The following is a 26225-nucleotide window of genomic DNA, read 5'->3' as shown; positions in this document are numbered from 1 at the left end:
TGGATCGCCGCCGGGCGGCGGCCCGACAATCAAGATCCACTTCTTGGGGAGGGATGGCCATGTGGCTGAAGACCGCGGCGGCCCTGGCGCTCGGCGCCCTCGGGCTCGCGGCGCCCGCGGCGGCGGAGACCGGGCCGCCGGCCGCGCTGCGCGCCGACGCCGGAGCCTATGACGTCACGCTGCCCACCGGCGACGCGGTGCGCGTCGCGGGCGGGGCCGCGACGGTGGCGCCCGCACCGGGACGCGCCCCCGCGTTCTCGGTCCGGCACAGCGGCGGGGACCTGTACGTCGTCCCGGACGACCGGCTCACCGATGATCCGGAGCGGTACAACGTGACGGCGCTGCACGAGCGCCGCGCCTCCGCACCCACTGCGTCGGCGGCGCCGGCGGAGGACCTGGTCACCGTGCGGGTGCGGAGCATCGCGCGGGACGGGCGGCCTGGGCCCGGCACAGTCGGCTTCGTGAACGTCAAGGACGCGGCGCTCGGCAACGCGCACCGGCCGCTGCCCGGTTCCGCCGACGCCCCGTGCACCGACGAGCGCTGGAACGACTCGAACTGCATACGGCTGCGGCCGGGGACGTACTCAGTGATGGGCGTCGTCAAGACGATGCCTTCGTGGGCGCCCGCGACCGGCACCGGGAAGCCGCTCAACTACAGCCTCGTCGGGGACCCGGAGATCGAGATCACCGGGGACACCGAGATCGTCCTCGACGCGCGCAAGGCCGAGGAGGTGACGGTCCGGACGCCCGACCACGCGACCGCCCCGAACGTCGGAGCGATCAGCCACCTGATGTGGACCCGCGGCCCCGCGAACGGCTCGGCGGTGGACGAGGGCGTCTACATGAACGCCGGCGCGACGCTGGAGCAGCGGGTGTTCCTGCAGCCGACCCGGAAGGTCCGTACCGGCACGTTCGAGGTCTACACGCGGTGGCGGCTGGAGGCGCCGGACGTCACCATGCGGGCGCGGGGGCGCTCCCTGCACCCCTCGTACTACCCCGCGGGCTACTTCAGCGACACCTCCGACCAGTTCCCCCGCCTGGACGGCACGGTCAGCATGCGGGTCGCGGACGGGGACGCCTCCGGCGCCGGTCTGCGCGGCGCCCTGGCCCTCGTCGAGCGCAAGGACGGCGTGCCCGTCGCCGAGCAGGCCAACAGGGCCGCCAAGGCGGGCGCCAGGATGGTCGCCGTCTACAACGACGTGCCCGGGGTGAACGACGATCCCGGCGGCTACGGGGCCCAGTTGCGGGTCCCGACCGTCCGGCTGTCTCGGGAAGAGGGGCTGGCCCTGCTGCGACAGAAGCACGCCACTGTGACCGCCAAGGGCGTCGCGAACAGCCCGTACCAGTACGACCTGGTTCTCCCGGAGACCGGGCAGATTCCCCGGGACCTCGGCCATGTCGTCCGCACGCGGGACCTCGCGCGCGTCGACGGCGCCTACCACGGCGGCGGCTCCATGACCTTCGCGCGCTACGGCAAGCGCCCCTGGGAAGAGTTCGCGATCGCCTACAGCAACCCGGTAACGGGCACGCCCAGGACGCGCACGGAGTACGTATCGGCCGACTCGCAGACCCAGTGGTCGGCGATGGCGATCACACCGGAGCAACCGTACAACAACGCCTTCCCCGGCCCGGAGACGCCGCACCTCGTGCTCGGCGAGACGAAGTGGTCGTCGTACGAGCCGCGCGACCGCGACCCGCACTCCTGGGGCAGGGCCCCGCTCACCGGCGGGATCAACGCGCTGGACCCGATCGTCCGCGCCGGCGACCAGATCGGCCTGCACGTGGGGATGGTGGACGCCGCGCGCAACTTCTCCGACGCCTATTCCAGTTCATTCGCGAATGGATTCACCACCGATTTCCGCGTATACCGGAACGGCGAACTCATCGCCCAGACTCCGTACCGCGCGAACGGCACGCTGACGACGACGCCGGACGACGCCGAATACCGCGTGGAATACGACTTCGCCAACAACGCCCCATGGGCCGCACTGTCCACGCGTACCGCGACGTCCTGGACGTTCCGTTCCGCGCGCACCTCGGACGTCACCGTCCTGCCGCTTCTCCAGGTGGAATACGACGCCTCTCTTGATGTCCGTAACAGAACACGTTCTAGAACGCTGCGGCTGGCCGTCCGCCACCAGGACGGCTCCTCCGCGCGCCTCAAGCGCCTGTCACTGCAGGCGTCCTTCGACGACGGTGCGACGTGGACGGACGTCCCGGTGCGGGACGGTTCCGCGCGGCTGCGCGGCAAGGGAGCGGTCTCCCTCCGGGTCACCGCCGAGGACGCGCGGGGAAGCGCGGTGACCCAGGAGGTCATCCGCGCCTACGAGCTGCGCTGACGGCGGACGCGTCCCGCACCGCGGCCCCGGCGAGGCGCCGGGGCCGCGGTGCGGGGCGGTGTGGTGCGGTGCGGTGAGGTGCGGTGAGGTGCGCGGCCGGTGACGTCGGGCCGGCCGCGCACCACCGGGTCAGGAGGCGGCGAAGTCGTACTTGGCCGACACGGTCGCGGGGTCGGGGCAGAGCCAGCCGCTGGTCTTGCGGACGGTCTGGTTCGCGAACGTGGCGGTCACCGGCAGGTCGGAGCCGGTGAAGGTGCCGGACAGGTTGCCGCCGTAGGTGCAGCCGATGGCGCTCATCGCGAACCCGTTGATGGTCGCGACGCCGCCGTCGAGCTTGCCGGTCCAGGGCAGGTTCTGCGGCGTGACCGTGACGCCGCAGCCGCCCACGGATGCCGAGGTGATCGACAGCGTGCCGTCGGAGGCGATCGTGCCGGACAGGGTCGAGCTGGTGCAGGTGGCGGAGACCCCTGCGTTGATGGTCATGTTCCCGTTGAGGGTGGCCGTGAAGTCGCCGGCCGTCCAGGCCAGCGCGGGGGTGGCGGTCATGGCGACGGCGACGGCGGCCGCGGCCGTGATCGAGGCGATCGCGGCCGGCTTCGTGATGCGGGACAAGGGAGTCCTCATTTCGAACGGTGGGCGTCGCGCCTGCACCCGGAGATACGGGGTGGGAGGCCCGCCGCCTCGCGCGTCCGCCCCGCCCTGGCCAAGGGGCGTGGCGGCGCCGAACCGGGGGCCGGGAGCCGGGCGCCGTCGCGCTTCCTCGCGCGGGCACCGGCGGCTCCAAGTAGAACGCGTTCTATGCAGAAGATAAGTAAAATTCCCCGGCCGGTCAATGATCGGACGGAGATCTTCTGCTCCTCTTTCTTAGGGCGTCCGCAACTCGGCGTAATGAACGTCCGTTAGCGCCCCCGACCCGGCTCCGCGGAAACGCGCGATCGGCCGCCGCGCGTCAGCCGAAGCGCTCGCGGAGGACAGGCAGCAGGTCCGCCTCCGCCCACGTGCGGAAGTCCTTCTGGCGGTCCGCGCCGGACTGGCAGAACGAGATGTGGGTGAAGCCCGCGTCGGCCCACTGCTGGACGGCCTGGACGTAGTCGTCGCCGTCGTCACCGCACGGGACCGACGCCACGACGTCCTCCGGCCGGACCGTCTTCGTCGCCGCCTCGAAGTTCACCGGGCCGGGCAGCTCCGACATCACCTTCCAGGCCGGCGCCGAGAACCTCCAGATCCGGTGGGCGCGCCGCTCGCACTCGTCGCGGTCCTCGCCGAACGCGACCGGGATCATGCCGTAGACGGGCTTGCCGGCGCCGCCCTGCTCGCCGAAGAGCCGGACGACGTCGCCGACGGGCTGGTCGGACATCAGGATGTCCGCGTGCTCGGCCGCGAGCCGCCCGGCCTGCGGGCCGAACGCCGCCATCCCGATCGGGACGGGCCGGTCCGGCAGGTCGTAGAGCTTCGCCGAGTCCACCCGGTAGTGCTCGCCCCGGTAGTTGACGTAGCCGCCGCCGAACAGCCTCCGGATGATGTCGACGGCCTCGCCGAACATGGCGTGCCGGACGTCCACCGGCGGCCAGTCCCGCCCGACGACGTGCTCGTTCAGGTTCTCCCCCGCGCCGAGGCCGAGGATGAACCGGCCGTCCGACAGCACGCCCATCGTCGCGGCCTTCTGCGCCACCACGGCCGGGTGGTAGCGCATCGTCGGGCACGTCACCAGCGTGATCAGCGGCACCCGGTGGGTGGCGTGGGCCAGCGCGCCGAGCACCGACCACGCGTAGGCCGAGTGCCCCTGGTCCTCCAGCCACGGGAAGTAGTGATCGGAGATGGTGACGTAGTCGAAGCCGGCCTCCTCGGCCTCCACGCCGTCGCTGATGAGCTGCTTGGGCGGTGTCTGCTCGCAGAGCAGCGAGTATCCGAAGTCCATGCGGCTCGCATACCCGCGTGCACCGGGTGAACCCTCAGTTGCCCAGCAGGTCCATCAGGTCGTCGGCGTGCTCCTCCTCCTCGGCGAGGATGTGCTCCATGATGCGCCGCGTCGTGACGTCGCCGTCCCCGAGCCAGCGGATGATCTCCTGGTAGGACTCGATGACGATCCGCTCGGCGACGAGGTTCTCCTGCAGCATGCCGCGCAGGTCGCCGTCGTTGAACGTCGTGTACGTGGTGTGGGAGCGCCGGGCGAGGGTCTCCGGGTCGAAGTCGGGGTCGCCGCCGAGCTGGCTGATGCGCTCCGCGGCGCGCATCGCGTGGTCGCGCTCCTCCTCGGCGTGCTCCTGGAACTCCGCGGCGACCTGCGCCCGGTCGATCCCGGTCGCGCTGATCGCGTGCTGCGCGTAGCGCATCCAGCACACGATCTCGGTGGCGAGGACGTCGTTGAGGACCCCGATGACCTCCTCCGGGCTCCTTCCGTAGCCGGCCGTCACCGGCCCGTCCGCCATCTTCTGCCGGGCGCGGTCCCGGATCGCCGCGACGTCGATGCTGAAGCTGCTGTCGGCCATTCCCCGTCCTCCTCCTGATCACATGCGGGCGTAGCCCGTCCTACCCAGCGGGGCGGCCTCATGCGCCGCCACGCGAAACGACGCGCGGAAGCCGCTGGACACGGCATGGTTGGCCACGGACCGTCACACGTGCTATACGTAGAGCTACCTCGCTGCGACCTGTGGCGAGGAAGGGACATCCGGTATCCACCTTGAGATCCGGGCGTGACAAGGAAGAAAAGGAACCACATGAAGTCCTTCAGCTACACCGAGCTGGACAAGCTGGCCGGCGAGGTTCTGCCCGAGCGGGCCGTGCTGTCCACCCTTCTCGTCGGTGGCGGCGACGACGACAACCACAACTTCAACCTCAACGCCAACCACGGCGGCCACGACGGCGGCGACGGGCACACGGTGACCACCAGCGCCTGCTCCGCCAACTCCAACCAGCCGCAGATGGGCCTCCTCACCCTGTGGCAGACGGCGCCGGCCGCCAACTCGCAGATCTGCACCCCGGCCAACACCGCGCTCAACGGCTGAGCTCAGGTCTGACACCGCGGGTTTCGGCCCGCACCGGAAGGGCTGGCGTTCGCGCGCCAGCCCTTCCCCCTTTTCCCTGCTACGCAACGCTGACAGCGGACTGATCCCGAAAGGGAGCCATGAACCCTCGGAAAATCTCGTACACCGACCTGGACCAGCTCTCCGGCGAGGTCCTGCCGCCCCGGCTCGCGCTGTCCTCCGGTGGCGACACGGTCGTCATGTACGCCTGCCAGGCGACGTACTCGTCCGGCACCACCGGGCTGCTCGGCAGCGGGCTGCTCGCCCAGCCGGCCTACTCCACGATGACCTGCGTTCCGGCCACCGTGGTCGAGCACCACTGATGGGCTCTCCCGCGACCCCGGACGTGGCGGGCGGCGGGCCCCCCGCCGCCCTCACCCTGCCCGCCCTCGTCGACGGCGCCGAGCTGGTCGGCGAGTTCAAGAACTCCGGCTACCGGGAGCCGCCGCAGCTCGTGCGCCTGCCGGACGGCCAGCTCGTCCGGCTGCCGCCGCTGCTGTTCCTCGTCGCCAAGGCGCTGCACGACCACCGCGACCTCGCCGGCACGGACGCCGCGCAGGCGCTCGACCGGGTCGCCGCGGCCGTCACCGAACAGGCCGGCGCCCAGCTCACCGGCGAGCAGGTCGTCTACCTGGCCGACCGCAAGCTCGCGCCGCTCGGCGTCACCACCTACAGCGACGGCACGGCGCCCGCGCCCGTCAAGGCCGACCCGTGGCTCGCGCTGCGGTGGCGGGTCGCGGTCATGCCCGAGTCGTTCACGTGGTTCGTCGGCGGGCTGTTCGGCTGGCTGTTCCGGCCCGTCGCGATCGCCGTCATGCTCACCGCGTTCGTGGTCAGCGAGGGCTGGCTGCTCACCAGCCACTCGGTGGCCGGCGCCATCACCACGGCGATCATGAACCCGGTGAGCATCCTGCTGATCCTCGGTCTCGGCATCGCGTCCTGCGCGTTCCACGAGGTCGGGCACGCCACCGCCTGCCGGTACGGGGGCGTCCGGCCGGGCGTGATGGGCTGCGGGATCTACCTGGTCTGGCCCGCGTTCTACACCGACATCACCGAGTCGTACCGGCTCGGACGGGCCGGGCGGCTGCGCGCCGACCTGGCCGGGGTGTACTTCAACGCCATCTTCGTGGTGGGGCTGACGCTGGCGTACCTGCAGACGGGGTTCGAGCCGCTGCTCGTCGCCGTGCTCTACGTCAACCTGGAGATGATGCAGCAGCTCCTGCCGACGCTCCGGTTCGACGGGTACTACATCATGTCCGACCTGGTCGGCATCCCCGACCTGTTCAAGTACATCGGGCCGATCCTGCGCCGGACGCTGCTGCGCCGCCCCGACGCCCGGCTGAACGAGCTCAAGCGCTGGCCGCAGGTCTTCGTCACGTGCTGGGTGCTGATCGTCATACCGGTGCTGGTGTTCCAGATCGGCCTCATCATCAGCCAGGTCCCGGCGCTGATCGGCAAGGACTGGATGATGATGCGGCGGCTCGCCGCCGAGGCGGCGAACGGGGCCGGGGTGCTCCAGCTGGTCACCTCCGGGCTGCAGATCATCCTGCTGATCCTGCCGCTGGCCGGCGTCGCGCTGATCCTGTACGGGGTGGGCCGCCGGCTGGTGCGGTGGGCCGTCCGCTACATCCAGGGGCCCCCGCCCCAGCCGATGCCGGACGCCTGAGCCACGCCCGGACGAGCGCCGGACGCCCGCCGCGGGCGTCCGGCGTTCGTGCGTTCGGGGGCCGGATCACGGGCGCCCCGGCACGGCGGGATCGCGCGTATCCGGGCCCGGAAAATGCATTTTATACAGTTATTTGGTTGGCGCTTCACAATGGCGGCGCACGGGAACCTACCACGCACAGGGAGAGAAAAGACCGCACCACGGCGCTCCCCTTTCCCGTCAAGGCCGGCCCATCCCGCCGGTGTTTCCGGAAGGCCCCCATTGCTCCGCCGCATCACCCCCGCCGCATGGCCGGCGGCCTTCGCGCTGCTCCTCCCCGCACTTTTCCTGGATCGTTCCACCGCGCTCGCCTCCACCCCGCCCGCGGGCGCCGCCCCGAGCGGCGCGCGGGTTGTCGCCGAGCGGTCCGTCGCGTCCCGCACCGTGGACCTGACCATCGACTCTCCGGCCATGGACGGCCGGCAGCAGGTTCGCCTTCTGCTCCCCCGCGGCTGGTCGCGGGACGCGACCCGCACGTGGCCCACGCTGTGGCTGCTGCACGGCGGCGTCGACGACTACACCGCCTGGACGCGCGGCACCGACGTCGCCCGGCTCACCGCCGGGAGCGGCGTCATCGTCGTCATGCCGAACGGCGGCCGCTGCGGGAATTACTCCGACTGGTGGAATTACGGGCGCGGCGGCTCCCCGCGCTGGGAGACGTTCCACCTGACCGAACTCCGGCGCGTCCTCGAACGCGATTACCGCGCCGGGTCCGGCCGCGTGGTCGCGGGCAATTCCATGGGCGGTCTCGGCGCCATGCTGTACGCGGCCCGCCACCCCGGCATGTTCCGGGCCGCCGCGTCCTTCAGCGGGTACGTGGACACCCTCCACGGCCACGAGCCGGGCGACGACTCGACCGGCTGGGGGCCGTCGTTCGCCTGCCCCGGCACCGACTGGCGGCGCGTCTGGGGCGACCCGGACGACCAGGCGGCGATCTGGCGCGCGCACAACCCGACGGACATCGCCGGGCGGCTGCGCGGCGTCCGGCTGTGGGTGGCGAGCGGCAACGGCAGGGCCGGGTCGCTCGGCGGGCTGCCGTTCACCGATCCGGTGGAGGCCGCCGCCCACGGCGACGCGCGCGCGTTCACGGCCCGGCTGCGCGATCTCGGGATCCCGGTGACCGCCCGGTTCTTCGACGGGCAGCACGACTGGCCGTACTGGCAGCGCGACCTGCACGAGGCGTACCCGATGCTGATGGCCGCCCTCGGGGCCGGCTAGCTCAGGTCTGCCGGATCGCCTCCAGCGCGTCCTCCCGGCCGCCCCAGCCGTGCCATTCGAGGAGCAGGACGGTGGCGTCGTCGTCCAGCCGTCCCGCGTGGTGCGTCAGGATGCTGTGGATCAGGCGCCGCAGCGTCTCGGGCGCCGCCAGCCCGTCGGCCTCCCGCTTGATCACGAAGTCGACGAAGCGGACCAGCCCGAACTCCCGCTTGCCCGGGTCGCGGGCCTCCACGATGCCGTCGGTGTAGAGCAGGATGCGGTCGCCCGGTTCGAGCTGCTCGGAGCACCGCGCGGGCTCGACGCCGAGGCCGGTGCCGAGCGGCGTGCCGGGGCGGCATTCGAGCGAGGTCACCCAGCGGCCCTTGCGGATGATGACCGGCGGGGGATGTCCGTAGGACGCCCAGGAGAACACGCCGGACCGCAGGTCGAGCTCCGCCAGCACGGAGGTCACGAAGCGTCCGCTGCTGTCCTGCTCGGCCAGCACCTCCTCGATCCCCCGCCCGACCCCGATGAGGTCGGCGCCCTGGAGCCGGTGCTTGCGGAACGCGGCGACGGCGAGGCTGGAGGTCAGCCCGGCCGTGGTGTCGTGCCCCATGGCGTCGAAGACCCCGAAGTGCACGGTCTCGCCCGCCAGCGCGTAGTCGAAGGTGTCGCCGCCGAGGTTGTAGGCGGGCTCCAGCGCCGCGCTGATCACCACCTGGTCGTTGGCGAACGTCAGCGGCGGCAGCAGCCGCCACTGCATCTCCGCCGACACCGTCATCCCGCGCGTGCGCACCAGCCGGGAGAACGAGTCGCTGTAGGGGCCCTTGCTGACGATGATCAGCGCGACCATCCCGGCCAGGTACTCGGCGTCGTCGCGGGCCTGCGGATCGTCCCGGCGGATGGTGGCCCGGACCACCCCGAGCCGCTCCGAGCCGTCGAGGACCGGCAGCCAGTACTGGCAGGTCCCGTCGCCGAAGGTCTGCCCGATCACCGGCACCATGGTCTGGAACGCCCGGCCCGCGACGGTGCCCTCGATCTTCAGCTCCGGGATCTCGTCGCCGGGGTCTCCGCCGGCGTCCGGGCCCTTGCCGGTCAGCAGCCGCAGGACGTTCTGCTGGAGGTCGGAGACGTAGATCAGCACGTCGTGCAGGCCCACGCCGGCGGCGTGCCGGGCGGCCGCGCCCGGCAGCTGCTCCATGGACATCAGGTGGCTCTCCGCCACCAGCTCCCTCAGCATCGGCTCACCGTCCTCCGGGGCCCCCTCGTCCGTGCGGTTCCGGGGTACCTACCCGCCCTCGGCCGCACCATGAGAGCCCTGCCCGCCGGGGCGCCGGTCCGAGGCGGGCCAGACGTAGGGCAGGTCGTCCGGCACCCCGGGGAACGCGGGCCCGTAGAAGGCGGGGTCCTTGCGGACGAGCGCCGAGCGGTGGCTCAGATGGAACGCCGGGTCGCCCAGCCAGGGCGGCAACTCCCCCGCGGCGGCGAGCCGCCGCTGGGCGCGCGGCTCCCGCACGCCCCGCGCGCCGGCGAGGTCGGCCGCCAGCGTCGCGGCGCAGGTGTCGGCGTGGCCGAGGTCGCTCCACCGGGCGCACATCTCCAGGCCGTACCGGACGAGCGCCTCCTCGTAGCCCGTCCACATCAGCGCGGCCGGGTGGTGCCGCCAGCCGTAGCCGGGCACCGTGAGCGCGCGCAGCACCTGGATCGTCTCGACGCGCTGCTTGCCGAGCCGCCGCCGGTCCAGCACCCGGGCCGTGGCGGCGAAGTCCGCGTACGGCAGAAAGGTCTGCACGACCGCCCCCCCTGTCACTCCCCCGTGCCCCGGTCCTACCCGCCGCGGGGCGCCGCCGCGCACGGCGGGTGAGATGGGACACACCCGCCGCCGCGGCGGCGCGCGCGCCGGAACGTTCGAAGGCACAGGTCACGGGCCGGGCTTATCGATTTCTGACAAACGGGCCCGGAAAGGCGGGCCATGAATTCCCGGAAGGACTGTGCTAAAACCCGTCATGGGTTCGGCGACGCGGAAGGAACGTCATGGGCGCGGCGGAGTCTCTCGCACAGGTGGCCGACACGGAACGCTATCCGCTGGCCGAGCCGGACGGCGCCGGCTGGGCCGCCGCCGTTTCCCGCACCCGCGCCGAACTGGCGAAAACCGGGTGCTGCGTGCTGCCCGACTTCATTCGCCCCGCATTGCGGGAGGCACTGCGCACGGAATGCGCGAAGATCGCGCCGTCCGCGCATTATGACGTCGAAACGGTGAACGCCTACAACATCGACATCGGCACCCCTTTGCCGGACGATCATCCGGGCCGCATCACCGTCGAGCGGGGCAACGCGTTCGTCGCGCGCGACCGCGTCCCGGCGGACGCGCTCATCCACCGGCTCTACACGAACGGGCTGTTCCAGCGGTTCGTGGCGAGCTGCTTCGGGCTGCCGCGGGTGCACGAGCTGGCCGACCCGCTGTCGGGGCTGGTCCTCAACGTGGTCGGCCCCGGGATGGAGCACCCCTGGCACTTCGACACCAACGAGTTCACCGTCAGCCTGCTCACGCAGGAGCCCGAGGACGGGGGCGTCTTCGAGTACTGCCCGAACATCCGGACGGCGGAGCGGGAGAACTTCGCCGACGTCCGGGACGTGCTGACCGGCCGCGGCGACCGCCTGGTCCGCCGGCTGGCGCTGCGCCCCGGCGACCTGCAGCTGTTCAAGGGCCGGTACTCGCTGCACCGGGTGAGCACGGTCCGGGGGGACACGGCGCGGCACACGGCGATCTTCGCCTACAGCGAGCGCCCGGGGGTCATCGGCAGCGTCGCGCGCACGAGGCAGCTCTTCGGCCGCGTCCTGCCCGAGCACCTGGCGGCGGAGGGGCGCGCCGTCCGGGTGGACCAGCTGCTCGACTAGGAGGCCCGCCGTTGCGCGTCGACACGACCGGCAAGATCTCGCTCGACCACATCTACACGCGGCCCGATCCCCGCGCCTATTTCAGCACGCTCCGCGATCTCGACTACAACATCCCGGAACTGGCCAAACCGCATTTCGAGCGGCTCATCGCCGAATACCGGGAGGCGCGCGGCGTTCCGGTCCCGACCGTCCTGGACATCGGCTGCTCGTACGGAATCAACGCGGCCCTGGTGAAACACGGCGCGACCATGGCCGAGCTGTACGATCGGTATAGCGGCCGCGACGCCCACCGGTGGACGCGCGCCGCGCTGCTGGCCCGCGACCGGGAGCTGGTCGATTCCGGCGCACCGCCGAAACGCGTCCGGTTCCTCGGTCTCGACGCCTCCGACGGCGCCCTCGGCTACGCGCTGGACGCCGGTTTCCTGGACGGCGCCGTCCACGCCGACCTGGAGGACGGCGAGCCGACCGGCGAGCAGCGGGCCCGGCTCGCGGCAGCCGACCTGGTCATCTCCACCGGCTGCCTCGGCTACGTCACCGAGCGCACCATCGCGCGGATCGTCGCCGCCGCCGGGGAGCGCGCCGGCGGGCGGCTGCCGTGGATGGCGCATTTCGTCCTGCGCATGTTCCCGTTCGACCCGATCGCCGACACCCTCGCCGCCGCCGGGTACGAGACCGTCCGGCGCGACGGCCTGTTCCGGCAGCGGCGGTTCGCGACGCGGGAGGAGCAGGCGTCCGTCCTGGAGCGGCTCGCCGAGGTCGGCGTCGACCCGGGCGGGCTGGAGACCGACGGCTGGTTCTACGCGCAGCTCTACATCTCCAAGCCGCGCGGCTGAGGCATCGAGCCGCGGGGCCGGCATCCACGGCCACTCCAGTACAGACGGCGACTCCGGTACACACGGCAAGTCCGGTACACACAGCAGAGGAACGAAGTGAACGCCAGCGAAGAACTCTCGTCCCGCACCTTCGGCAACGAGGCGGGGCTGCCGCGCGTGCCGCTGCCCACGCTCGACGCGACCTGCGAGCGGTTCATGGAGTGGTGCGGGCCGCTGCTGACCGAGGACGAGCGGGCCCGGACGGAGTCGGCGCTGGCCGCGTTCGTCCGGCCAGGCGGCCCCGGCCGGACGCTGCACGCCGCGCTCGAGCGCTACGACGCCGCCGAGGGCGTGCACAGCTGGCTCGACACGTTCTGGCCGTACCGCTACCTCGGCCGCCGCGACCGGATCGCGCTGAACGCCAACTTCTTCTTCCTGTTCAAGGAGTCGCCGGAGGGGCAGGCCGACCGCGCGGCCGGGCTGATCGCCGGGGCGCTCGACTACAAGCTGCGGCTGGACGCCGAGCGCATCCCGCCGGTCGTGCAGCGCGGCCGCCCGCTGTCGATGGTGCAGAACCGGTTCCTGTTCTCGACGACCCGCATCCCCGGCGCCGAGCAGGACACCGTCCGCGCGCCCTACACCGACGCGTGGCCGGGCCCGTCCGACGCCCGCCACATCGTGGTGTTCTTCCGCGGCACCATGTTCCGGATGGACGTCCTCGGCCCGGACGGCCGCCCGCACACCCTCGGCGAGCTGCGGGCCGGGCTCGGCACGATCCTGAAGGCGGAGGCGGCGGAGGAGCCGTCCGCCGGGCACCTCACCACCAAGGCCCGCGCCGAGTGGGCGGCGAGCCGCGACGCGCTGCTGGCGCTCGGCAACGACAAGGCCCTGGACGAGGTCGAGACGGCGCTGTTCTGCGTCTGCCTGGAGGACTTCGCCCCCGCGAACACCCTCGACGCCTGCGACCACCTGCTCCACGGCGACAGCGGCAACCGCTGGTTCGACAAGGCGGTGTCGTTCATCGTGTTCGGCGACGGCACCGCGGGCATCAACGTCGAGCACTGCGGGCTGGACGGCACCACGGTCCTCAGCTTCGTGGACGAGCTGCTCGGCGCGCCGCCCGCGGAGCTGTCCCGGCGGTCGGGCGCCGCCGCGCAGGGCCTGCCCGCGATCGAGCCGATCCGGTTCGCGCTGGACGAGGACCTGCGGCGCGACATCGAGGAGGCGGCGGCCTCCTTCGCCGGCTACGCCGCCGCGACCGCCACGGCCGCCGTCTCGTTCGACGACTTCGGCTCCGCCGAGGCCAAGCGGCTGAAGACGTCGCCGGACGCGTTCGTCCAGCTGGCCTACCAGCTCGCCCACCGGCGCGCGAAGGGCCTCACCGGCACCACCTACGAGTCGATCGCGACCCGCCAGTACCGGCACGGCCGCACCGAGGCGATGCGGGTCGTCACCCCCGAGGTGCTGCGCTTCGTCGCGGCCATGGACGACCCCGCGGCCGACCGGGAGGCGCGCCGGAACGCGTTCCGCGCCGCCGCCGAGGCGCACGTGCGCCGCGCGAAGGAGTGCCAGGCCGGGCAGGCGCCCGAGCAGCACCTCTGGGAGCTGCAGCTGATCGCCAAGCGGCGCGGCGCCGAACTCGGCGTCACCGGGCCGCTTCCGCTGTTCGACACGCCGGGCTGGATCAAGATGCGGGACGACTACCTGTCCACCAGTTCGGCGCCGTCGGTCAACATCCGGTACTTCGGGTTCGGGTCGACCAGCGAGCAGTGCATCGGCGTCGCCTACGTCCTGCTGCCGGACCGCTTCAACCTGTACCTGAGCACGCCGCAGCCCGTCGCGGACGCCATGTACGCGTTCGCGGACCGGCTGCGCGAGGCCGTCCAGGAGCTGCGTGACCTGCTCTCCTGATCGCGGCCCCGCATCTGATCGCGCCCCGCCTGATCGCGCCCCGCCTGATCGCGCCCTGCCCGATCGCGCCCCGCCCGCCCGGTCAGCGGCCCGGCCGGGCGGGGCGGTGGATCCGCCCGGCCGGGTACAGCCAGCGCCGCAGCAGCCGGCTGAGCGCGGGCATGATCACCACGGTGAGCAGCGGGATCACGATCACCGGGAACGTCAGCGCCTGCAGCGGCACCGGCCACGACTTCGTCAGCGGGGTGGCGAACGCGTTCAGCAGCAGGCTGAGCGGATACACCGCGCAGAACGTCACGACGATCATCTTCGCCTTGGACGGCGCCGGCACCGACTCCCCGGGCAGGCTGAACCACGTCTCCAGCCCGGTGGTGTCGAGATGGTGCTCGTCGGCGATGCCGCGGACCCGGTCGATCCAGTCGGCCCGCTCCGGCGACCGCAGCCACCGGTCGAGCGAGTCCTGGTCGGCGAAGTTCACGACCGTGTAGTACCGGTGCCGCGCCCCCTCGGCGCGCAGCCAGGTGGCGCCCCGGTGGCCCGGATGCCCGGAGGCGACCCGGTGGAGGCCCTCCGCCCACTCCTCGAAGTCGCGCTCCCGGCCGGGCCTGACGTCCCAGGTGACCACGAGCGTGACGGGCTCGGTCTCCGCGTTACCCATACCGGAGATCTCACCCGTCCCGCTCCGTCCATGCCCGCGCCCGCCCGCTCGGGTGGGCGGCGGGCGCGGGCTCAGGTGGCGGCGAGCGCCTCGGTCGGGCTGAGCCGGGACGCCCGGACCGCCGGGTACAGCCCCGCCGCCGCGCCGATGACCAGCGTCGCCGCGACGCCGCCGAGCACCGCCCAGGCGGGGATCACCACCGGCCACCCCTGGTAGAGGGCGTAGCCGGCGGTCACCAGCGACCCGATCAGCGCGCCGCCGACCCCGCCGAGCGCCGACAGCAGCAGCGACTCGGCGAGGAACTGGGTGCGGATCTGGCCGCGGGTCGCGCCGAGGGAGCGGCGCAGCCCGATCTCCGCACGGCGCTCCAGCACCGAGATCACCATGGTGTTGGCGACCCCGACGCCGCCGACGAGCAGCGCGACCGCGCCGAGGCCGAGCAGCAGCCCGGTGAACGCCTCCCCCGCCGCCTGCCGCGCCGCGAGCGCGTCCGACGGCCGCGACACCTCCACCTCGTTCGGCGCCGCCGGGTTCGCGGTCGGGCCGAGCACGTCCCGGACGTCCTCGACGCGCGCGTCCGCCGACCGGGTGTAGATCGTCGTCGGATGCCCGTCGAAGCCGAGCACGCTCCGCGCGGCGGGCCAGCCGACCAGCGCCGCCGTGTCCAGCTCGGGGGCCAGCGCCACCGGCGCGAGGATCCCGATCACGGTGAACCGGTGGCCGCCGACGAGCACCTGCACGTCCGGGGACGCGTGCCCGATGCCGAGCCGCTCGGCCGCCTTCGCGCCGAGCACCACCGCGGGGAACTCGCCGGTCGCGGTGCTCAGCCACACGCCGCGGCTCAGCTCCGCGCCCGTCGCGGCGCGCAGGCCGGTGCGGGCCGCGTACGTCGCGATCCCGTTGGTCTCGGTCGCGGGCACCTTGCCGGACCGGTAGACCTTCGCCTCGTCCAGCAGCCCGATCGCCGACACGTCCCGGACCGGGGCGATGCGGGCCACCATCCGCTCCGACTCCAGCGGCAGCTGCGCCTTCTCCCCGGTGAGCGTGCTGCCCGGCGACACCGTCAGCAGGTTGGTGCCGAGCGCGGCGAGGGCCCGGTCCAGCTCCGCGCGGGACGAGGAGGACACGCCGACGACGGCGACCATCGCGGCGATCCCGATCGCGATGCCGAGCGCGGACAGGAACGCCCGCATCGGACGCGTCCGCAGCCCCACCGCGCCGACCTTGACCACGTCGCCCGGCCACAGCCGCGCGGGCCGCAGCGTCCCTGCGGCCGTCACTGCGCCGCCTCGGGCAGGGCGGCGGCCTCGGCGAGGGCGGAGTCGGCGAGGGCGGAGTCGGCGACGACGCGGCCGTCGCGCATCCGGACGCGGCGCGGCAGCCCGTCCGCGATCTCCCGGTCGTGCGTGATGATCACGACGGTGGTGCCGGCGGCGTGCAGCTCCCGCAGCAGCGCCATCACCCCGTCCCCGGACGCCGAGTCCAGCGCACCGGTGGGCTCGTCGGCGAGCAGCAGCGCGGGCTCCCCCGCCACCGCCCGCGCGATCGCGACCCGCTGCCGCTCCCCGCCGGACAGCTCGTGCGGCTCGTGGTCCAGCCGGTGGCCGAGCCCGACCCGCTCCAGCGCCGCCGCGGCCCGCCGCCGCCGCGCCGCCGCGCGGAGCCCGGTGTAGAGCAGCCCGTCCGCGACGTTGTCGATCGCCCGCGTCCCGGCCGCCAGGTGGAAGTGCTGGAACACGAACCCGATGCGGGTCGCGCGGAGCGCCGACAGTTTCGCGTCGGTCAGCCGCCCCACGTCGTGCCCGTCGATGTGGACGCTGCCCGACGTCGGCCGGTCCAGCGTGCCGAGGACGTTCAGCATCGTCGACTTGCCCGACCCGGACGGCCCGACGATCGCGACGAGCTCGCCCGCGGCGATGCGCAGCGACACCCCGGCGAGCGCGTGCACGCCGCCCGGGTACCGCTTCACCACGTCTCGCAGCGCGATCATTTCGGCACCCCCACGACGGTGCCCGCGGTGATCCCCGGCCCGGAGATCTCGACCTTGCCGTCCGCGAACAGACCCGTCTCGACCGGAACGTAGGAGGAGGCCGCGCCCTTGACGACCTCCACGCCGAAGCCGCCCTCGCTCAGCGCGACCAGCGCGGTCACCGGGACGGTCAGCACGTCCTCGCGCCTGCCCGCGGTGAACGTGACATCGACCGAGGCCAGCGCGTACCGCGCGGCGGCCTTCTTCGCCTTCGCCGTGTCGAGCCAGATCGTCACCTCGACCTTCGTCGTCGGGTCCTGGCCCTGCTCGCCCGGCTCGATGACGGTCGTGACCTCGTCGATCTCCGCGGTGACGGTCTCGTTCTCCGGCAGCGTCACGGTGACCTTCGCGCCCTTCTTCGCCATGCGCTGGTCGGCGGTGTCCAGCTCGACCGTCACGGCCTGGCCGGTGCCCGTGCGGGTGAGCACCTTCTTGCCGGGTGCCACCGGTTCGCCCGCGCTCGCCTGGACGCTGTCGATCCGGACCGGACCGTCCGCGAACGCGACCCGGCCGAGCTCGACCGCCCCGGTCTCCGCGACGCCGATGTCCTCCTGCCATTCCCGGACGGCGTCGGCGGTGTCGGAGGTGTACTCGTCGTCCACGGTGAAGCCGCCGTAGCCGAGCGCGCTGAGGTTCTTCTCGAACCGCTTCACGTCCGCCCCCTCGGTGCCGACCTCCAGCGGCCGGTAGGACGGCCTGGACCCGTACATCAGCACGACCGGGTCGCCGTCCACCTCGTACAGCTCGTGGCCGCGGGTGATCTCGGCGCCGCTCTCGGGGAGCTTCGTCAGCGTGCCCCGCAGCTGGCTCGTCACGACGGACGCCGGGCCGTAGCCGAGCCGCCCGTCCTCGGTCTGGGCGTCGTTGAGCGTCTGCCGCGCGACCTTCGCGGTGGCGGGCGGCAGCGCCGGGTCCGTCCCGCCGCCGGATTCGCCGCCGCCGAGCGCCGCCGCGGTCGCCACCCCGCCGCCGGCCGCGACCAGCGCGGCGACCCCGAGGGCGAGCAGCGGCCGGGGCCGGCGGCGGGCCCGCGCCCGCCGCTCCTCCCGCGCCGGGGCGCTCTCGCCCACGGCCGTCCCGCCCATCACTTCCCGCCCTGGAGGATCTTCTGGCACTCCTGCTGCGCGGCCTCGAAGTCGGGGTCCTCGCCGACCTTCGCGTCGATCCGGATGCCGCGCTGGCCCGGCTTCGGGTCGGGGAACGCCTCCACGCCGTGCTGCCGCATGCACTCGGCGTGCTTGCGCGCCCGCTCCTGCATCTGCGGATCGGGGGCGCCGGTGGCGTTCGCCTGCGGGTTGTACTGCCGGCACGCCTCCATCGCCTTGTCGACGGTCTCCTTGTTGCCCTTGACCTTGAGCTGGACGCCCCTGCCGGGCTGGGGGTCGTCCATGTCCACGCCGTGCTCGCGCATGCACTGGGCGAACTTCACGCCCAGCTCGTCCAGGTTCGGCTTGGCGCCGCCGCCGGCCGGCCCCTCCTGCTTCGCGCCGCCCGCCGACGCCACGCCGGTGTCGCCGCCGCCGTCCGAGCCGCATCCGGTCAGCACCAGCGCCAGCGCGAGCGGCAGCGCCGCCAGGATCCGCAGTCGCATGTCTCCTCCTCGTCCGCCGGCCGGAGCCGTTCCGGCCGACGCGGAGCGATGCAACCCGGCCGGACGTTTCCCCCGCGTTTCCGCGTCCGCGGAGCCGGCGGCTAACGGCGACGAAACACGCCGTCGGGCAGCATCACCCCTCGGAGGAGGAGCGATGAGAGTTCTGGTGGTGGAGGACGAGCGGCTGCTCGCGGACGCGATCGCCGAATGGCTGCGGGACGACGCGCACGCCGTCGACCTCGCCTACGACGGCGCGGCGGCGCTGGAGCGCACCGGCGTCAACGACTACGACGTGATCGTCCTGGACCGCGACCTGCCGCTCGTCCACGGCGACGAGGTGTGCCGGGAGGTCGTGCGGGCCGGGGCGGCGGCGCGGATCCTGATGCTGACCGCCGCCGCCGAGGTCACCGACCGGGTCGGCGGCCTCGGGCTCGGCGCCGACGACTACCTGACCAAGCCGTTCGCGTTCCCGGAGCTCGCCGCCCGCGTGCACGCGCTCGGACGCCGGTCCCGGCCGGCCGCGCCGCCGACGCTGCACCGCGCCGGGATCACCCTGGACCCGGCGCGCCGCGAGGTGTTCCGCGACGGCCGGTACGTGCCGCTCGCCCGCAAGGAGTTCGCCGTCCTCGCCGAGCTGCTGCGCGCGGACGGCGCCGTCGTCTCCGCCGAGCAGCTCCTGGAGAAGGCGTGGGACGAGCACGCCGACCCGTTCACCGGCGCCGTCCGGCTGACCGTCCTCAAGCTGCGCCGCAAGCTCGCCGACCCGCCCGTGGTCGAGACCGTCAAGGGAGCGGGGTACCGGATCCCATGAAGCTGTCGCTGCGCGCCCGGCTCACCCTCACCTACTGCGGCCTGTTCCTCGTCGCCGGGGTCGTCCTGCTCGGGGTGACCTACGCCCTGTTCAACCAGCAGCTGTCCCGTTCGGGCACGAAGGTCCTCGCGACCCGGCTGGCCCCGGCGCCGGGCACCGCGCCCGCTCCGGAGCGGCGCGTCCCGGAGGAGCAGCTGCTGGCCGACACCGAGGGCTGGATGAAGAAGCAGCGGGCCGAGCTGCGCGACGCCGCCATCACGTCGCTGGTGACGCAGGGGTCGATCGCGCTGCTCGTCGTCGGCGGGGCGGCGGCGGGCCTCGGCTGGCTCATCGCGGGCCAGGTGCTGTCCCCGCTGCACCGCGTCACCGAGACCGCCCGGCGGATCGCCGGCTCGCCCGCCGCCGACCGGGGCCTGCACGAGCGCATCGCCCTCACCGGACCGCGCGACGAGGTGAAGGAGCTCGCCGACACCTTCGACACGATGGTGGAGCGGCTCGACCGGTCCTTCGACGGCCAGCGCCGCTTCGTCGCCAACGCCTCGCACGAGCTGCGCACGCCCCTGACGCTGGGCCGCGCCCTGGTCGAGGTCGCGATGCACCGCGCGTCGGCGTCCCCGGACGTCCGGCAGCTCGGCGAGACCCTGCTGCAGATCAACGCGCGGCACGAGCGGCTCATCGGCGGCCTGCTGCTGCTCGCCCGCTCCGAGAACGAGATCACCCAGCGCGCGCCCGTCGATCTCGCGGACGTCGTCGCCCACGTCGCGTCCCAGACCGCGCCCGAGGCCAAGGAGACCGGCATCAGCGTGGAGACCGACGCCGCCGAGGCCATGACGTCGGGCGACGCCCTCCTCCTCGAACGCGTCGTGCAGAACCTCCTGGAGAACGGCCTGCGCCACAACACCGAGGGCGGCTGGGTCAGCGTCGCCTGCCGCACCGAGGACGGCCGCGCCGTCCTGGAGGTCGCCAACTCGGGCCCGTCCGTCCCGCCCTACGAGATCCCGGCGCTGTTCGAGCCGTTCCGGCGCCTCGACGGCGACCGCGTCGTCACCGCGAAGGGCGCCGGGCTGGGGCTCTCGATCGTCCAGTCGATCGTCCGGGCGCACGGCGGGACGGTCAGCGCCGTCCCCCGCGCCCAGGGCGGCCTGGCCATCACGGTCGCCCTGCCCGGCGGCTAACCGCGCGGGAACAGCGCGTCCACGAACGCGTTGCGGAACTTCCCGCCGGGATCCAGCTCGCCCGCCAGCCCGGCGAAATCGGCGGCGCGCTCGTAGCGGGCGGCGACCTCCCCGGCGGGCGTGGTGCTGAGCTTGCCCCAGTGCGGCCGGGCCCCCAGCGGGACGAGCCGCTCCTGCAGCGCGGCGACCGCGGGAAGCACCCCAACGGGATCGTCGTGCCAGGTGAAGTGGAAGGTCACCGAGTCCCTGCCGTACGCCGGGCTCAGCCACAGGTCGTCGCCGCGGACGGTCCGGATCTCGGAGATGTGCAGCACCGGCGTCAGGACGCCGGCGAGCCCGCGCACCTCCGCGATCGCCGCGCCCGCCGCCTCCCTGGGCAGGAACCACTCCGATTGCAGCTCCCGTCCGGCGCTCGGCGTCAGCTCGGGCCGGAAATGGGGCAGCCGCTCGTGCCACGGGCCCGGCTCCCCCAGTTGGACGGTGCAGGCCACCGGGTCCATGCCCGGCACCGGGTGGACCGCCGCACCCGCCGCGCGCCCGCCGCCCCACACCGGCTCCGGCGCGCCCGCGCGGCATTTGAGCCACACCGTGGCCTCGCCGCTGCGCCACCCGGTGAAGGCGCTGACGCTGTAGGCGGCGCCGAAAACCTCGTCGAAACGGGCGGCCAGGTCGTCCAGTGGAACGCCGAGCCGGACGTTCTGCGCGACCTCGAACGCGGGCTCGACCTCCAGCGTCAGCCGCGTGACGATGCCCAGCGCGCCGAGCGCGACGACCGCGCCGGGGAAGCCGGCGTCGGCGTCCCGCCGCAGCTCGCGCAGGTCGCCGTCCGGGCCGACGAGTTCGAGCGCGGTCACGGACGCGGACAGGCAGCGCAGGCCGTCCCCCGACCCGTGCGTGCCGGTCGCGCAGGACCCGGCCACCGAGATGTGCGGCAGCGACGCCATGTTCGGCAGGGCGTAACCCTTGCGGTGCAGCTCTACCGCGACGTCCGCGTACCGCATCCCGGCCGCGACCGCCACGGTCGACCGGGCGGTGTCGATCTCCACCAGCGGCGGCAGCCCGTCGAGCCGGACGAGGTCGCCGGTGGTGTCGGCGACCAGGCTGAACGAATGCCCGCTGCCGAGCGCCCGCACCCGCCGCGCGTCCGCCACGACGCGGCGCAACGCGTCCACGGACTCCGGCCGGTGCACCCGCGCGGCGCCGTAGCCGACGTTCCCGGCCCAATTCCTGAGGCGCGCACCTCCGCGTTGATCCACAACGGCACCGTACTTCCGGCGTAGCCCTTCCCATAATGGCCACTTGTGTATTTGTCCATATTTTCCGAACGATTCGCACGTTACGGTGAAAACCAGGTCGATCTAACCGCGGAGGGCCGGCATGACGACCTTGTTCGGCGAGGCGAACGCCGAGGGCGACCTGGTCTCCGGTGACAAGCACGTCCACATGGCGCCGCCCCCCGAAGCCGAGGGCCCGCCCCGGCAACTCCCGCTGGACGTGCCGGGGTTCACCGGGCGGCGGGACGTCCTCGACCGGCTCAACGCCCTCATCGAACCGCCGGGGCAGTCCCCCGTGATCATCGCGCTGACCGGCATGCCGGGCATCGGGAAGACCGCCCTGGCCGTGCACTGGGCGCACCTGGTGTCGGAGCACTTCCCCGACGGGCAGCTCTTCATCGACCTGCGCGGCTACGCGCGGCGGGGCCCGGTCGCCCCGCGCGAGGCCCTCGGCCAGGCGCTGCGCACGCTGCGCGTCCCGTCCAGCCGGCTGCCCGTCGAGGAGGACGAGCTCGCCGCCCTCTACCGGTCACGGCTCGCCGGGAAGCGGGCGCTGATCGTGCTGGACGACGCCGCGTCCGCCCAGCAGGTGTACCCGCTGCTGCCGGGCACCTCGTCGTGCGTGGTGGTCGTCACGGCCCGGCGGCGGCTCACCGCGCTGGTCGCGCGCTGCGGCGCCCGGGCGACCGCGCTCGACCTGCTGTCCCCGGCGGAGGCGCGCGACCTCGTCGGCGAGGTCGCCGGGCGGGAGCGGACCCGGCGCGAGCCCGGCGCCACCGCCGAGCTGGTGCGGATGTGCGCGCGGCTCCCGCTGGCGCTGCGGGTCGCCGCCGCGAACCTCGCCACCCGCCCGCACCAGTCGGTGGCCGACACCGTGGACGCGCTCGCGGAGGGCGACCGGCTCGCCAAGCTCGCGGCGGGCGAGGACCCGGACGAGGCCGTCGAGGCCGCGTTCGACCTGTCCTACCGCGGCCTCGCCCCGGACCGGCGCCGCGCGTTCCGGCTCCTCGGGCTCGTCGAGGGGCCGAACGTCGCGGCCGGGGCCGTGGGCGCGCTGCTCGGCACGACGCCGGAGGCCGCCCGGCGCCTGCTCGACGAACTGGAGACGGCCGGGCTCGTCCAGGCTATCGGCGGCGGCCGCCACCACCTGCACGAACTGCTCCGCGAGTACGCGCGGGACCGGGCGCTCCAGGAGGACCCGCCCGTCGTCCGCACCGCCGCCATCCGGCGGTTCGCGATGTGGTACCTCACCACGGCCCAGCAGGCGGGGCGGTTCCTCGACCGGTACCGCCGGACGATCCGCCAGGAGCTGACCGCGCCGCCGGTGAACCCCGACCCCGCCGAGCGGGCCCGCCACCTCGAATGGTTCGCCGCCGAGCAGCAGAACCTCACCGAGCTGACCCGGCAGGTCGCGCGCCTGCACTGGGACCAGCTCACCTGGGAGCTCGCCGACGCCGTCTACGACTTCTTCGAGCTGCGCCGCTACTGCCACGAGAACCTGGCGGTCCACCGGGCCGGGCTGGAGGCGGCGCAGCGCGGAGCCGACCCGCTCGCCCGCTTCTTCATGCACCACCACATCTCCGTCCTCTACCGGGAACTGGGCCAGACCCAGGAGGCGCTGCTCGAAGCGGCGCCCGCGCTGCAGCTGAGCGTCCAGTTGCAGGACCGGTACGGGGAGGCGGCCGTCCTGGACAACATGGCCCGGACGCACCTCCAGCTCAGCGACTACCGGATGGCCCTGGACCTCGGCAAGCAGGCGCTCGCCATGCGCCGCGAGATCAGCGACCGGCACGCCGAGGCGACCACGCTGGACACCCTCGCGCGCGGCTACCAGGGCCTCAGCGAGTACGACCGGGCGTACGAGTGCGCCGCCGACGCGCTGGAGATCCGCAAGGAGATCGGGGACCTGCGCGGCGAGGCCGAGACCCTCGACAACATGGCCCGCATCTACTACGGGTGGGGCCGGATCCGCGAGTCCCAGGCCGCCACCGAGCAGGCCCTCCGGATCCGCCGCGAGATCGGGGACCGGCACGGCGAGGGCGAGACGCTCGCCTTCCTCGGCTACCTCTACATGCGGATCGGCCGCCACCTCCAGGCCCGCGCCCACGCCGAGGAGGCGCTGAAGATCCGCCGCACGATCACCGACCGGCAGGGCGAGGGGCACGCCCTGGTGTACCTCTCCACGATCAGGCGGCGGCTCGGCTGGCACGAGAAGGCCGTCGAGGCGGGCCTGGAGGCGCTCGACATCCTGCAGGAGCTGCGCGACCGGCACGGCGAGGCGGAGGCGCTCGACAGCCTCAGCCGCTGCTACCGGCGGATGGGCATGTACGCGGAGGCCAGGGAGGACGCGAACCGCTCGCTCGCGATCCGCCGCGAGATCGGCGACCGGCACGGCGAGGCCAACACCCTGAACGCGCTCGGCCTCATCGAGCTGAACGCCGGGCGGCTCGGCCGGGCCCGGAACGCGGCGAAGCGCTCGCTGCGGCTGTGCCACACGATCGACGACAAGCGCGGCATCGCCGGCTCCCTCGACCTGCTCAGCAAGGTGTACCTGCGGATGGGGATCGCCGGGAAGGCGCTGCGCACGGCGGAGAAGTGCCTGAGCCTGGAGAACGACCTCGGCCACAGCTACGGCAAGGTCGTCACGCTGCGCAACGTCGGCGAGATCCTGCTGCGGCTGGACCGGCCCGCCGACGCCCTCGTCCGGGTCCGCCTGGCCCGCGACCTCGCGGCGCAGATCGGCGTCCAGCACGAGGAGATCAAGGCGCTCCGCCTGCTCGCCGACGTCCACAGGGCCGCCGGCGACCCGGCCGCCGCCACCACCGAGGCCGAGGCCGACGCCCTCGACCGCCAGCTCAGCCACCTCCTCGGCGACCCCTGACCCGCCCGCCGCCGGCCGGCTCGCCCAAAACCCCCTCCCGACTGGTTGTGGATTTTCTATTCATGAGTTTCGGTCGCTCTTCTGTGGTGCACTTTGCTGCTGAGGCCTGAGTGGGGCCTGTTGTCGCACCCGGGGACGTGCCTTGCTCCCGAATGACCGTTTTCTCACTTGCCGTGGGATTCTCTGGCGGTATTACGGCCACCGCCGCCCGCTGTTCCTGGGCGCCCCGCGCCGCCACTACAGCCTGCACTACCTGTACCGGCACGTTGACCGGACGTACCTGATCTCCCAGGTGCGCAGGGAGCGGGGACGGGTTCCTTTCGAGTGGCAATTCGCAATTATGCGGGCACTCGCCGATACGGCGGCGAGTTCCGTGGTGCGCTCCCCGGTCGAGACCCGGAAGGGCCATTCCTGCGTGGCGGGTCCACGCCACCGCTGGTTCGTCCGCTCCCATACCGAGCACGACCCGGCTCCCGACTGGCTGGCGGTCCCCCTGGTCAGGGACGCCGCGCGCAAGCTCGCCCTGGTGCACCGGAGCGCCGGCGCCATCGACCAGGCGTCCCTGGACACCGGGCGCACCCGGCTCCACGTCTACGACTGGCCGATGCGCCGGGTCCTCCGGCAGGCCGGCCCGCTGGTCGACGACATGGTGGCGCGGGGGCGCCCGCCGGCCCACATCGAGTCCGTCACGGCCGGGCTGGCCCGGTTGAGCGCCGAGCGGGTCGGGCTCTACCTCGGGCCCAGGGGGCTCACCCACCACGATCTGCGGACCGAGAACCTCCTCGTGCGGGACGGCCGGGTCGTCGAGATCGTCGACTGGGACCGGGCGCACTGGGACGTCCAGTGGTACGACGTAGCGCTCGCCGGGCTGCATCTGGCCCACCTGGGCGCGGACCGGCCGCGCTGGGACCTCGCGGACGCCTTCGTCGCCGCCTACCGGGACGAGACCGAGCACGAGCTCACGGACGAGGCGCTGGCGTGGCTGTTCCGGTTCACGGCGGTGCGGAACCTCGCGGTCTCGCGGTCGCCGGCGAAGTGGGCGCGGCTGCTGCGCGGCGTCGAGGAGCGCTGGCAGAGCGGACCGTCAGCGCTCGTGGACGGTCTTGTTGCCGAGGACCATGTCGCCGTGGACCTCGACGTGGTGGAAGACGGTGGTTCCCTGGGGGCCGTCGGGGTCCGGTGAGTGCGGGGGCGGCGGGGCCGGGCGCGCGGCTGGGTGCGGGGCGGTGCCCGCCAGGTACATCCAGGCTTCGGTGGTGGTCTCCTTCACGGTGACCGTCACGGGTTCGAAGGCGCGCGGGTCGAGGGCGCCGTGCAGGTGGGCGACGAAGGCGTCGTAGACGAACGACGAGACGATGAAGCCCAGGTCGGCGCCCGTCTCGGCGAGGGCGGTCTTGAGGGCGGGCGCCTCCATGAGGCGGGCGGTCTGGATGATGGCCTGGCCGTTCAGGCCCTCGGCGTCGGGCGTGACGGGGCCGACGTGCAGGGCGACGCGGAGCTGGACGCGGACGGCGGGGCTCGCGCGGTGGTTGTGGCGGCGGAGCGCGACGGCCAGGTGGCCGGCGAGCGGGTCGATGAGCGAGGCGGTCGGGACGGCCGGGGAGACGATCACCAGGGCGCCGTCGCCGCGGTCCTCGCGGTAGGTGTCGGCGGTGGGGACGTCGGACGCCTCCAGCGCGGCCAGCAGCACCCCGTAGGTGACGTCGCGGACGACGCGGCGGTCGTCGTCGTCGCGGGACGGGTCGCCGAAGCCCGCGACGTCGCAGAAGAGCACGGAGCAGTTGAGCCCCGACCAGGTCGCGAGCGCGCGGGCGGGCGCGCGGTCGAGTGGTGCGTCCACGCACCCCAGTGAACGCCGCCGGCGGCGGGGCGTCCAGGTCGTCCGGCACAGAGCGGCGGGTATTGCGGCGTGTTATGGCCT

24 protein-coding genes are annotated in these 26225 nt (G+C 73.3%); 12 read left to right on the top strand and 12 right to left on the bottom strand.

The window, feature by feature from the left end; translation table 11 throughout:
• Positions 1 to 59: 59 nt before the first annotated feature.
• Positions 60 to 2339 (top strand): PA domain-containing protein, encoded by a 2280-nt coding sequence (locus ACGFI1_RS09615; protein WP_392784369.1) that lies wholly within the window; start codon positions 60 to 62, stop codon positions 2337 to 2339.
• A 129-nt stretch (positions 2340 to 2468) separates the two neighbouring features.
• Here the strand turns inward: ACGFI1_RS09615 and ACGFI1_RS09610 are convergent, their stop codons facing one another.
• The 3 genes from ACGFI1_RS09610 to ACGFI1_RS09600 form a co-directional block, all read right to left on the bottom strand.
• Positions 2469 to 2951, bottom strand: coding sequence for a hypothetical protein (locus ACGFI1_RS09610; protein WP_387071621.1), 483 nt, complete (start codon positions 2949 to 2951; stop codon positions 2469 to 2471).
• Positions 2952 to 3288: 337 nt separating this feature from the next.
• On the bottom strand, positions 3289 to 4257 hold the full coding sequence (locus tag ACGFI1_RS09605) for a TIGR03557 family F420-dependent LLM class oxidoreductase (protein ID WP_392784366.1): 969 nt from the start codon (positions 4255 to 4257) through the stop codon (positions 3289 to 3291).
• Positions 4258 to 4291: 34 nt separating this feature from the next.
• Positions 4292 to 4828, bottom strand: a complete 537-nt coding sequence (locus tag ACGFI1_RS09600) for a ferritin-like domain-containing protein (RefSeq protein WP_138633134.1) — start codon at positions 4826 to 4828, stop codon at positions 4292 to 4294.
• A 228-nt stretch (positions 4829 to 5056) separates the two neighbouring features.
• Between ACGFI1_RS09600 and ACGFI1_RS09595 the strand changes: the two genes are divergently transcribed.
• From ACGFI1_RS09595 to ACGFI1_RS09580, 4 genes are all read left to right on the top strand, one after another.
• Entirely contained in the window at positions 5057 to 5344 is a 288-nt protein-coding gene (locus ACGFI1_RS09595) for a hypothetical protein (protein WP_138633137.1), read from the top strand.
• 119 nt (positions 5345 to 5463) lie between these two features.
• Complete coding sequence (locus tag ACGFI1_RS09590; RefSeq protein WP_138633140.1) at positions 5464 to 5685, top strand: hypothetical protein; 222 nt, start codon at positions 5464 to 5466, stop codon at positions 5683 to 5685.
• Entirely contained in the window at positions 5685 to 7028 is a 1344-nt protein-coding gene (locus ACGFI1_RS09585; protein WP_301174170.1) for a hypothetical protein, read from the top strand. The genes ACGFI1_RS09590 and ACGFI1_RS09585 overlap by 1 nt, the downstream gene beginning before the upstream one ends.
• 261 nt (positions 7029 to 7289) lie before the next feature.
• Complete coding sequence (locus tag ACGFI1_RS09580) at positions 7290 to 8285, top strand: alpha/beta hydrolase (protein WP_392784364.1); 996 nt, start codon at positions 7290 to 7292, stop codon at positions 8283 to 8285.
• Between the two features lies 1 nt (position 8286).
• Here ACGFI1_RS09580 and ACGFI1_RS09575 read toward each other — a convergent pair whose 3' ends face one another.
• Positions 8287 to 9504: a PP2C family protein-serine/threonine phosphatase gene (locus ACGFI1_RS09575; RefSeq protein ID WP_392784362.1), complete on the bottom strand. Its 1218-nt coding sequence runs from the start codon at positions 9502 to 9504 to the stop codon at positions 8287 to 8289.
• Between the two features lie 48 nt (positions 9505 to 9552).
• Positions 9553 to 10056 (bottom strand): MSMEG_6728 family protein, encoded by a 504-nt coding sequence (locus tag ACGFI1_RS09570; RefSeq protein WP_386867788.1) that lies wholly within the window; start codon positions 10054 to 10056, stop codon positions 9553 to 9555.
• A 269-nt stretch (positions 10057 to 10325) separates the two neighbouring features.
• Here ACGFI1_RS09570 and ACGFI1_RS09565 point away from each other — a divergent pair, with 269 nt between their 5' ends.
• The 3 genes from ACGFI1_RS09565 (at position 10326) to ACGFI1_RS09555 (ending at position 13885) form a co-directional block, all read left to right on the top strand.
• Positions 10326 to 11162: a HalD/BesD family halogenase gene (locus ACGFI1_RS09565; protein ID WP_387071606.1), complete on the top strand. Its 837-nt coding sequence runs from the start codon at positions 10326 to 10328 to the stop codon at positions 11160 to 11162.
• A gap of 11 nt (positions 11163 to 11173) precedes the next feature.
• Positions 11174 to 11995 carry a class I SAM-dependent methyltransferase gene (locus ACGFI1_RS09560; protein WP_205719063.1) on the top strand — a complete coding sequence of 274 codons (822 nt, stop codon included), beginning with the start codon at positions 11174 to 11176 and terminating at the stop codon, positions 11993 to 11995.
• 96 nt (positions 11996 to 12091) lie between these two features.
• On the top strand, positions 12092 to 13885 hold the full coding sequence (locus ACGFI1_RS09555) for a choline/carnitine O-acyltransferase (protein ID WP_392784359.1): 1794 nt from the start codon (positions 12092 to 12094) through the stop codon (positions 13883 to 13885).
• A gap of 82 nt (positions 13886 to 13967) precedes the next feature.
• Here the strand turns inward: ACGFI1_RS09555 and ACGFI1_RS09550 are convergent, their stop codons facing one another.
• The 5 genes from ACGFI1_RS09550 to ACGFI1_RS09530 all read right to left on the bottom strand — a co-directional run bounded on the left by ACGFI1_RS09550 (position 13968) and on the right by ACGFI1_RS09530 (position 18163).
• On the bottom strand, positions 13968 to 14543 hold the full coding sequence (locus ACGFI1_RS09550) for an antibiotic biosynthesis monooxygenase (RefSeq protein ID WP_392784353.1): 576 nt from the start codon (positions 14541 to 14543) through the stop codon (positions 13968 to 13970).
• A gap of 71 nt (positions 14544 to 14614) precedes the next feature.
• Complete coding sequence (locus ACGFI1_RS09545) at positions 14615 to 15823, bottom strand: ABC transporter permease (RefSeq protein WP_138633161.1); 1209 nt, start codon at positions 15821 to 15823, stop codon at positions 14615 to 14617.
• On the bottom strand, positions 15820 to 16533 hold the full coding sequence (locus ACGFI1_RS09540; protein ID WP_392784351.1) for an ABC transporter ATP-binding protein: 714 nt from the start codon (positions 16531 to 16533) through the stop codon (positions 15820 to 15822). Before ACGFI1_RS09540 ends, ACGFI1_RS09545 begins: the two co-directional genes overlap by 4 nt.
• Positions 16530 to 17657: a peptidoglycan-binding protein gene (locus ACGFI1_RS09535; RefSeq protein WP_392784349.1), complete on the bottom strand. Its 1128-nt coding sequence runs from the start codon at positions 17655 to 17657 to the stop codon at positions 16530 to 16532. Before ACGFI1_RS09535 ends, ACGFI1_RS09540 begins: the two co-directional genes overlap by 4 nt.
• The gene (locus ACGFI1_RS09530; protein WP_392784347.1) at positions 17657 to 18163 is read right to left on the bottom strand and encodes a hypothetical protein; all 507 of its coding nucleotides are present in this window, start codon (positions 18161 to 18163) and stop codon (positions 17657 to 17659) included. Before ACGFI1_RS09530 ends, ACGFI1_RS09535 begins: the two co-directional genes overlap by 1 nt.
• Before the next feature lie 154 nt (positions 18164 to 18317).
• On the opposite strand from ACGFI1_RS09530, the gene ACGFI1_RS09525 reads away from it, so the two are divergent.
• Positions 18318 to 18974, top strand: coding sequence for a response regulator transcription factor (locus ACGFI1_RS09525; RefSeq protein WP_301177874.1), 657 nt, complete (start codon positions 18318 to 18320; stop codon positions 18972 to 18974).
• The gene (locus ACGFI1_RS09520; protein WP_392784345.1) at positions 18971 to 20149 is read left to right on the top strand and encodes a sensor histidine kinase; all 1179 of its coding nucleotides are present in this window, start codon (positions 18971 to 18973) and stop codon (positions 20147 to 20149) included. The genes ACGFI1_RS09525 and ACGFI1_RS09520 overlap by 4 nt, the downstream gene beginning before the upstream one ends.
• On the opposite strand, the gene ACGFI1_RS09515 is transcribed toward ACGFI1_RS09520, so the two are convergent.
• A complete protein-coding gene (locus ACGFI1_RS09515; RefSeq protein ID WP_392784343.1) occupies positions 20146 to 21405 on the bottom strand; it encodes an FAD-binding protein in 1260 nt (419 codons plus the stop codon). The two genes, ACGFI1_RS09520 and ACGFI1_RS09515, sit on opposite strands and share 4 nt — an antisense overlap.
• A 121-nt stretch (positions 21406 to 21526) precedes the next feature.
• Between ACGFI1_RS09515 and ACGFI1_RS09510 the strand changes: the two genes are divergently transcribed.
• Complete coding sequence (locus ACGFI1_RS09510; protein ID WP_392784341.1) at positions 21527 to 24304, top strand: tetratricopeptide repeat protein; 2778 nt, start codon at positions 21527 to 21529, stop codon at positions 24302 to 24304.
• A gap of 142 nt (positions 24305 to 24446) precedes the next feature.
• Positions 24447 to 25487, top strand: a complete 1041-nt coding sequence (locus ACGFI1_RS09505) for a phosphotransferase (protein WP_392784338.1) — start codon at positions 24447 to 24449, stop codon at positions 25485 to 25487.
• Here ACGFI1_RS09505 and ACGFI1_RS09500 read toward each other — a convergent pair.
• Positions 25389 to 26144 (bottom strand): hypothetical protein, encoded by a 756-nt coding sequence (locus ACGFI1_RS09500; protein ID WP_392784336.1) that lies wholly within the window; start codon positions 26142 to 26144, stop codon positions 25389 to 25391. The genes ACGFI1_RS09505 and ACGFI1_RS09500 overlap by 99 nt on opposite strands.
• Positions 26145 to 26225 lie beyond the last annotated feature (81 nt).

The sequence above is a fragment of the Actinomadura geliboluensis genome, assembly GCF_043197915.1.
In the GTDB taxonomy this organism is placed as follows: Bacteria; Actinomycetota; Actinomycetes; order Streptosporangiales; family Streptosporangiaceae; genus Spirillospora; species Spirillospora geliboluensis.
The sequence above is the reverse complement of the archived record's forward strand: the minus strand, read 5'-3'. Positions and strand labels throughout refer to the sequence as shown.

What these genes read in the sequence shown, in the direction of transcription:
- ACGFI1_RS09520 (WP_392784345.1), top strand. Translation starts at nt 18,971, where the DNA reads ATGAAGCTGTCGCTGCGCGCCCGGCTCACCCTCACCTACTGCGGCCTG.
- ACGFI1_RS09590 (WP_138633140.1), top strand. Translation starts at nt 5,464, where the DNA reads ATGAACCCTCGGAAAATCTCGTACACCGACCTGGACCAGCTCTCCGGC.
- ACGFI1_RS09540 (WP_392784351.1), bottom strand. Translation starts at nt 16,533, where the DNA reads ATGATCGCGCTGCGAGACGTGGTGAAGCGGTACCCGGGCGGCGTGCAC.
- ACGFI1_RS09600 (WP_138633134.1), bottom strand. Translation starts at nt 4,828, where the DNA reads ATGGCCGACAGCAGCTTCAGCATCGACGTCGCGGCGATCCGGGACCGC.
- ACGFI1_RS09525 (WP_301177874.1), top strand. Translation starts at nt 18,318, where the DNA reads ATGAGAGTTCTGGTGGTGGAGGACGAGCGGCTGCTCGCGGACGCGATC.
- ACGFI1_RS09575 (WP_392784362.1), bottom strand. Translation starts at nt 9,504, where the DNA reads ATGCTGAGGGAGCTGGTGGCGGAGAGCCACCTGATGTCCATGGAGCAG.
- ACGFI1_RS09510 (WP_392784341.1), top strand. Translation starts at nt 21,527, where the DNA reads ATGACGACCTTGTTCGGCGAGGCGAACGCCGAGGGCGACCTGGTCTCC.
- ACGFI1_RS09615 (WP_392784369.1), top strand. Translation starts at nt 60, where the DNA reads ATGTGGCTGAAGACCGCGGCGGCCCTGGCGCTCGGCGCCCTCGGGCTC.
- ACGFI1_RS09530 (WP_392784347.1), bottom strand. Translation starts at nt 18,163, where the DNA reads ATGCGACTGCGGATCCTGGCGGCGCTGCCGCTCGCGCTGGCGCTGGTG.
- ACGFI1_RS09535 (WP_392784349.1), bottom strand. Translation starts at nt 17,657, where the DNA reads ATGGGCGGGACGGCCGTGGGCGAGAGCGCCCCGGCGCGGGAGGAGCGG.
- ACGFI1_RS09595 (WP_138633137.1), top strand. Translation starts at nt 5,057, where the DNA reads ATGAAGTCCTTCAGCTACACCGAGCTGGACAAGCTGGCCGGCGAGGTT.
- ACGFI1_RS09585 (WP_301174170.1), top strand. Translation starts at nt 5,685, where the DNA reads ATGGGCTCTCCCGCGACCCCGGACGTGGCGGGCGGCGGGCCCCCCGCC.
- ACGFI1_RS09550 (WP_392784353.1), bottom strand. Translation starts at nt 14,543, where the DNA reads ATGGGTAACGCGGAGACCGAGCCCGTCACGCTCGTGGTCACCTGGGAC.
- ACGFI1_RS09605 (WP_392784366.1), bottom strand. Translation starts at nt 4,257, where the DNA reads ATGGACTTCGGATACTCGCTGCTCTGCGAGCAGACACCGCCCAAGCAG.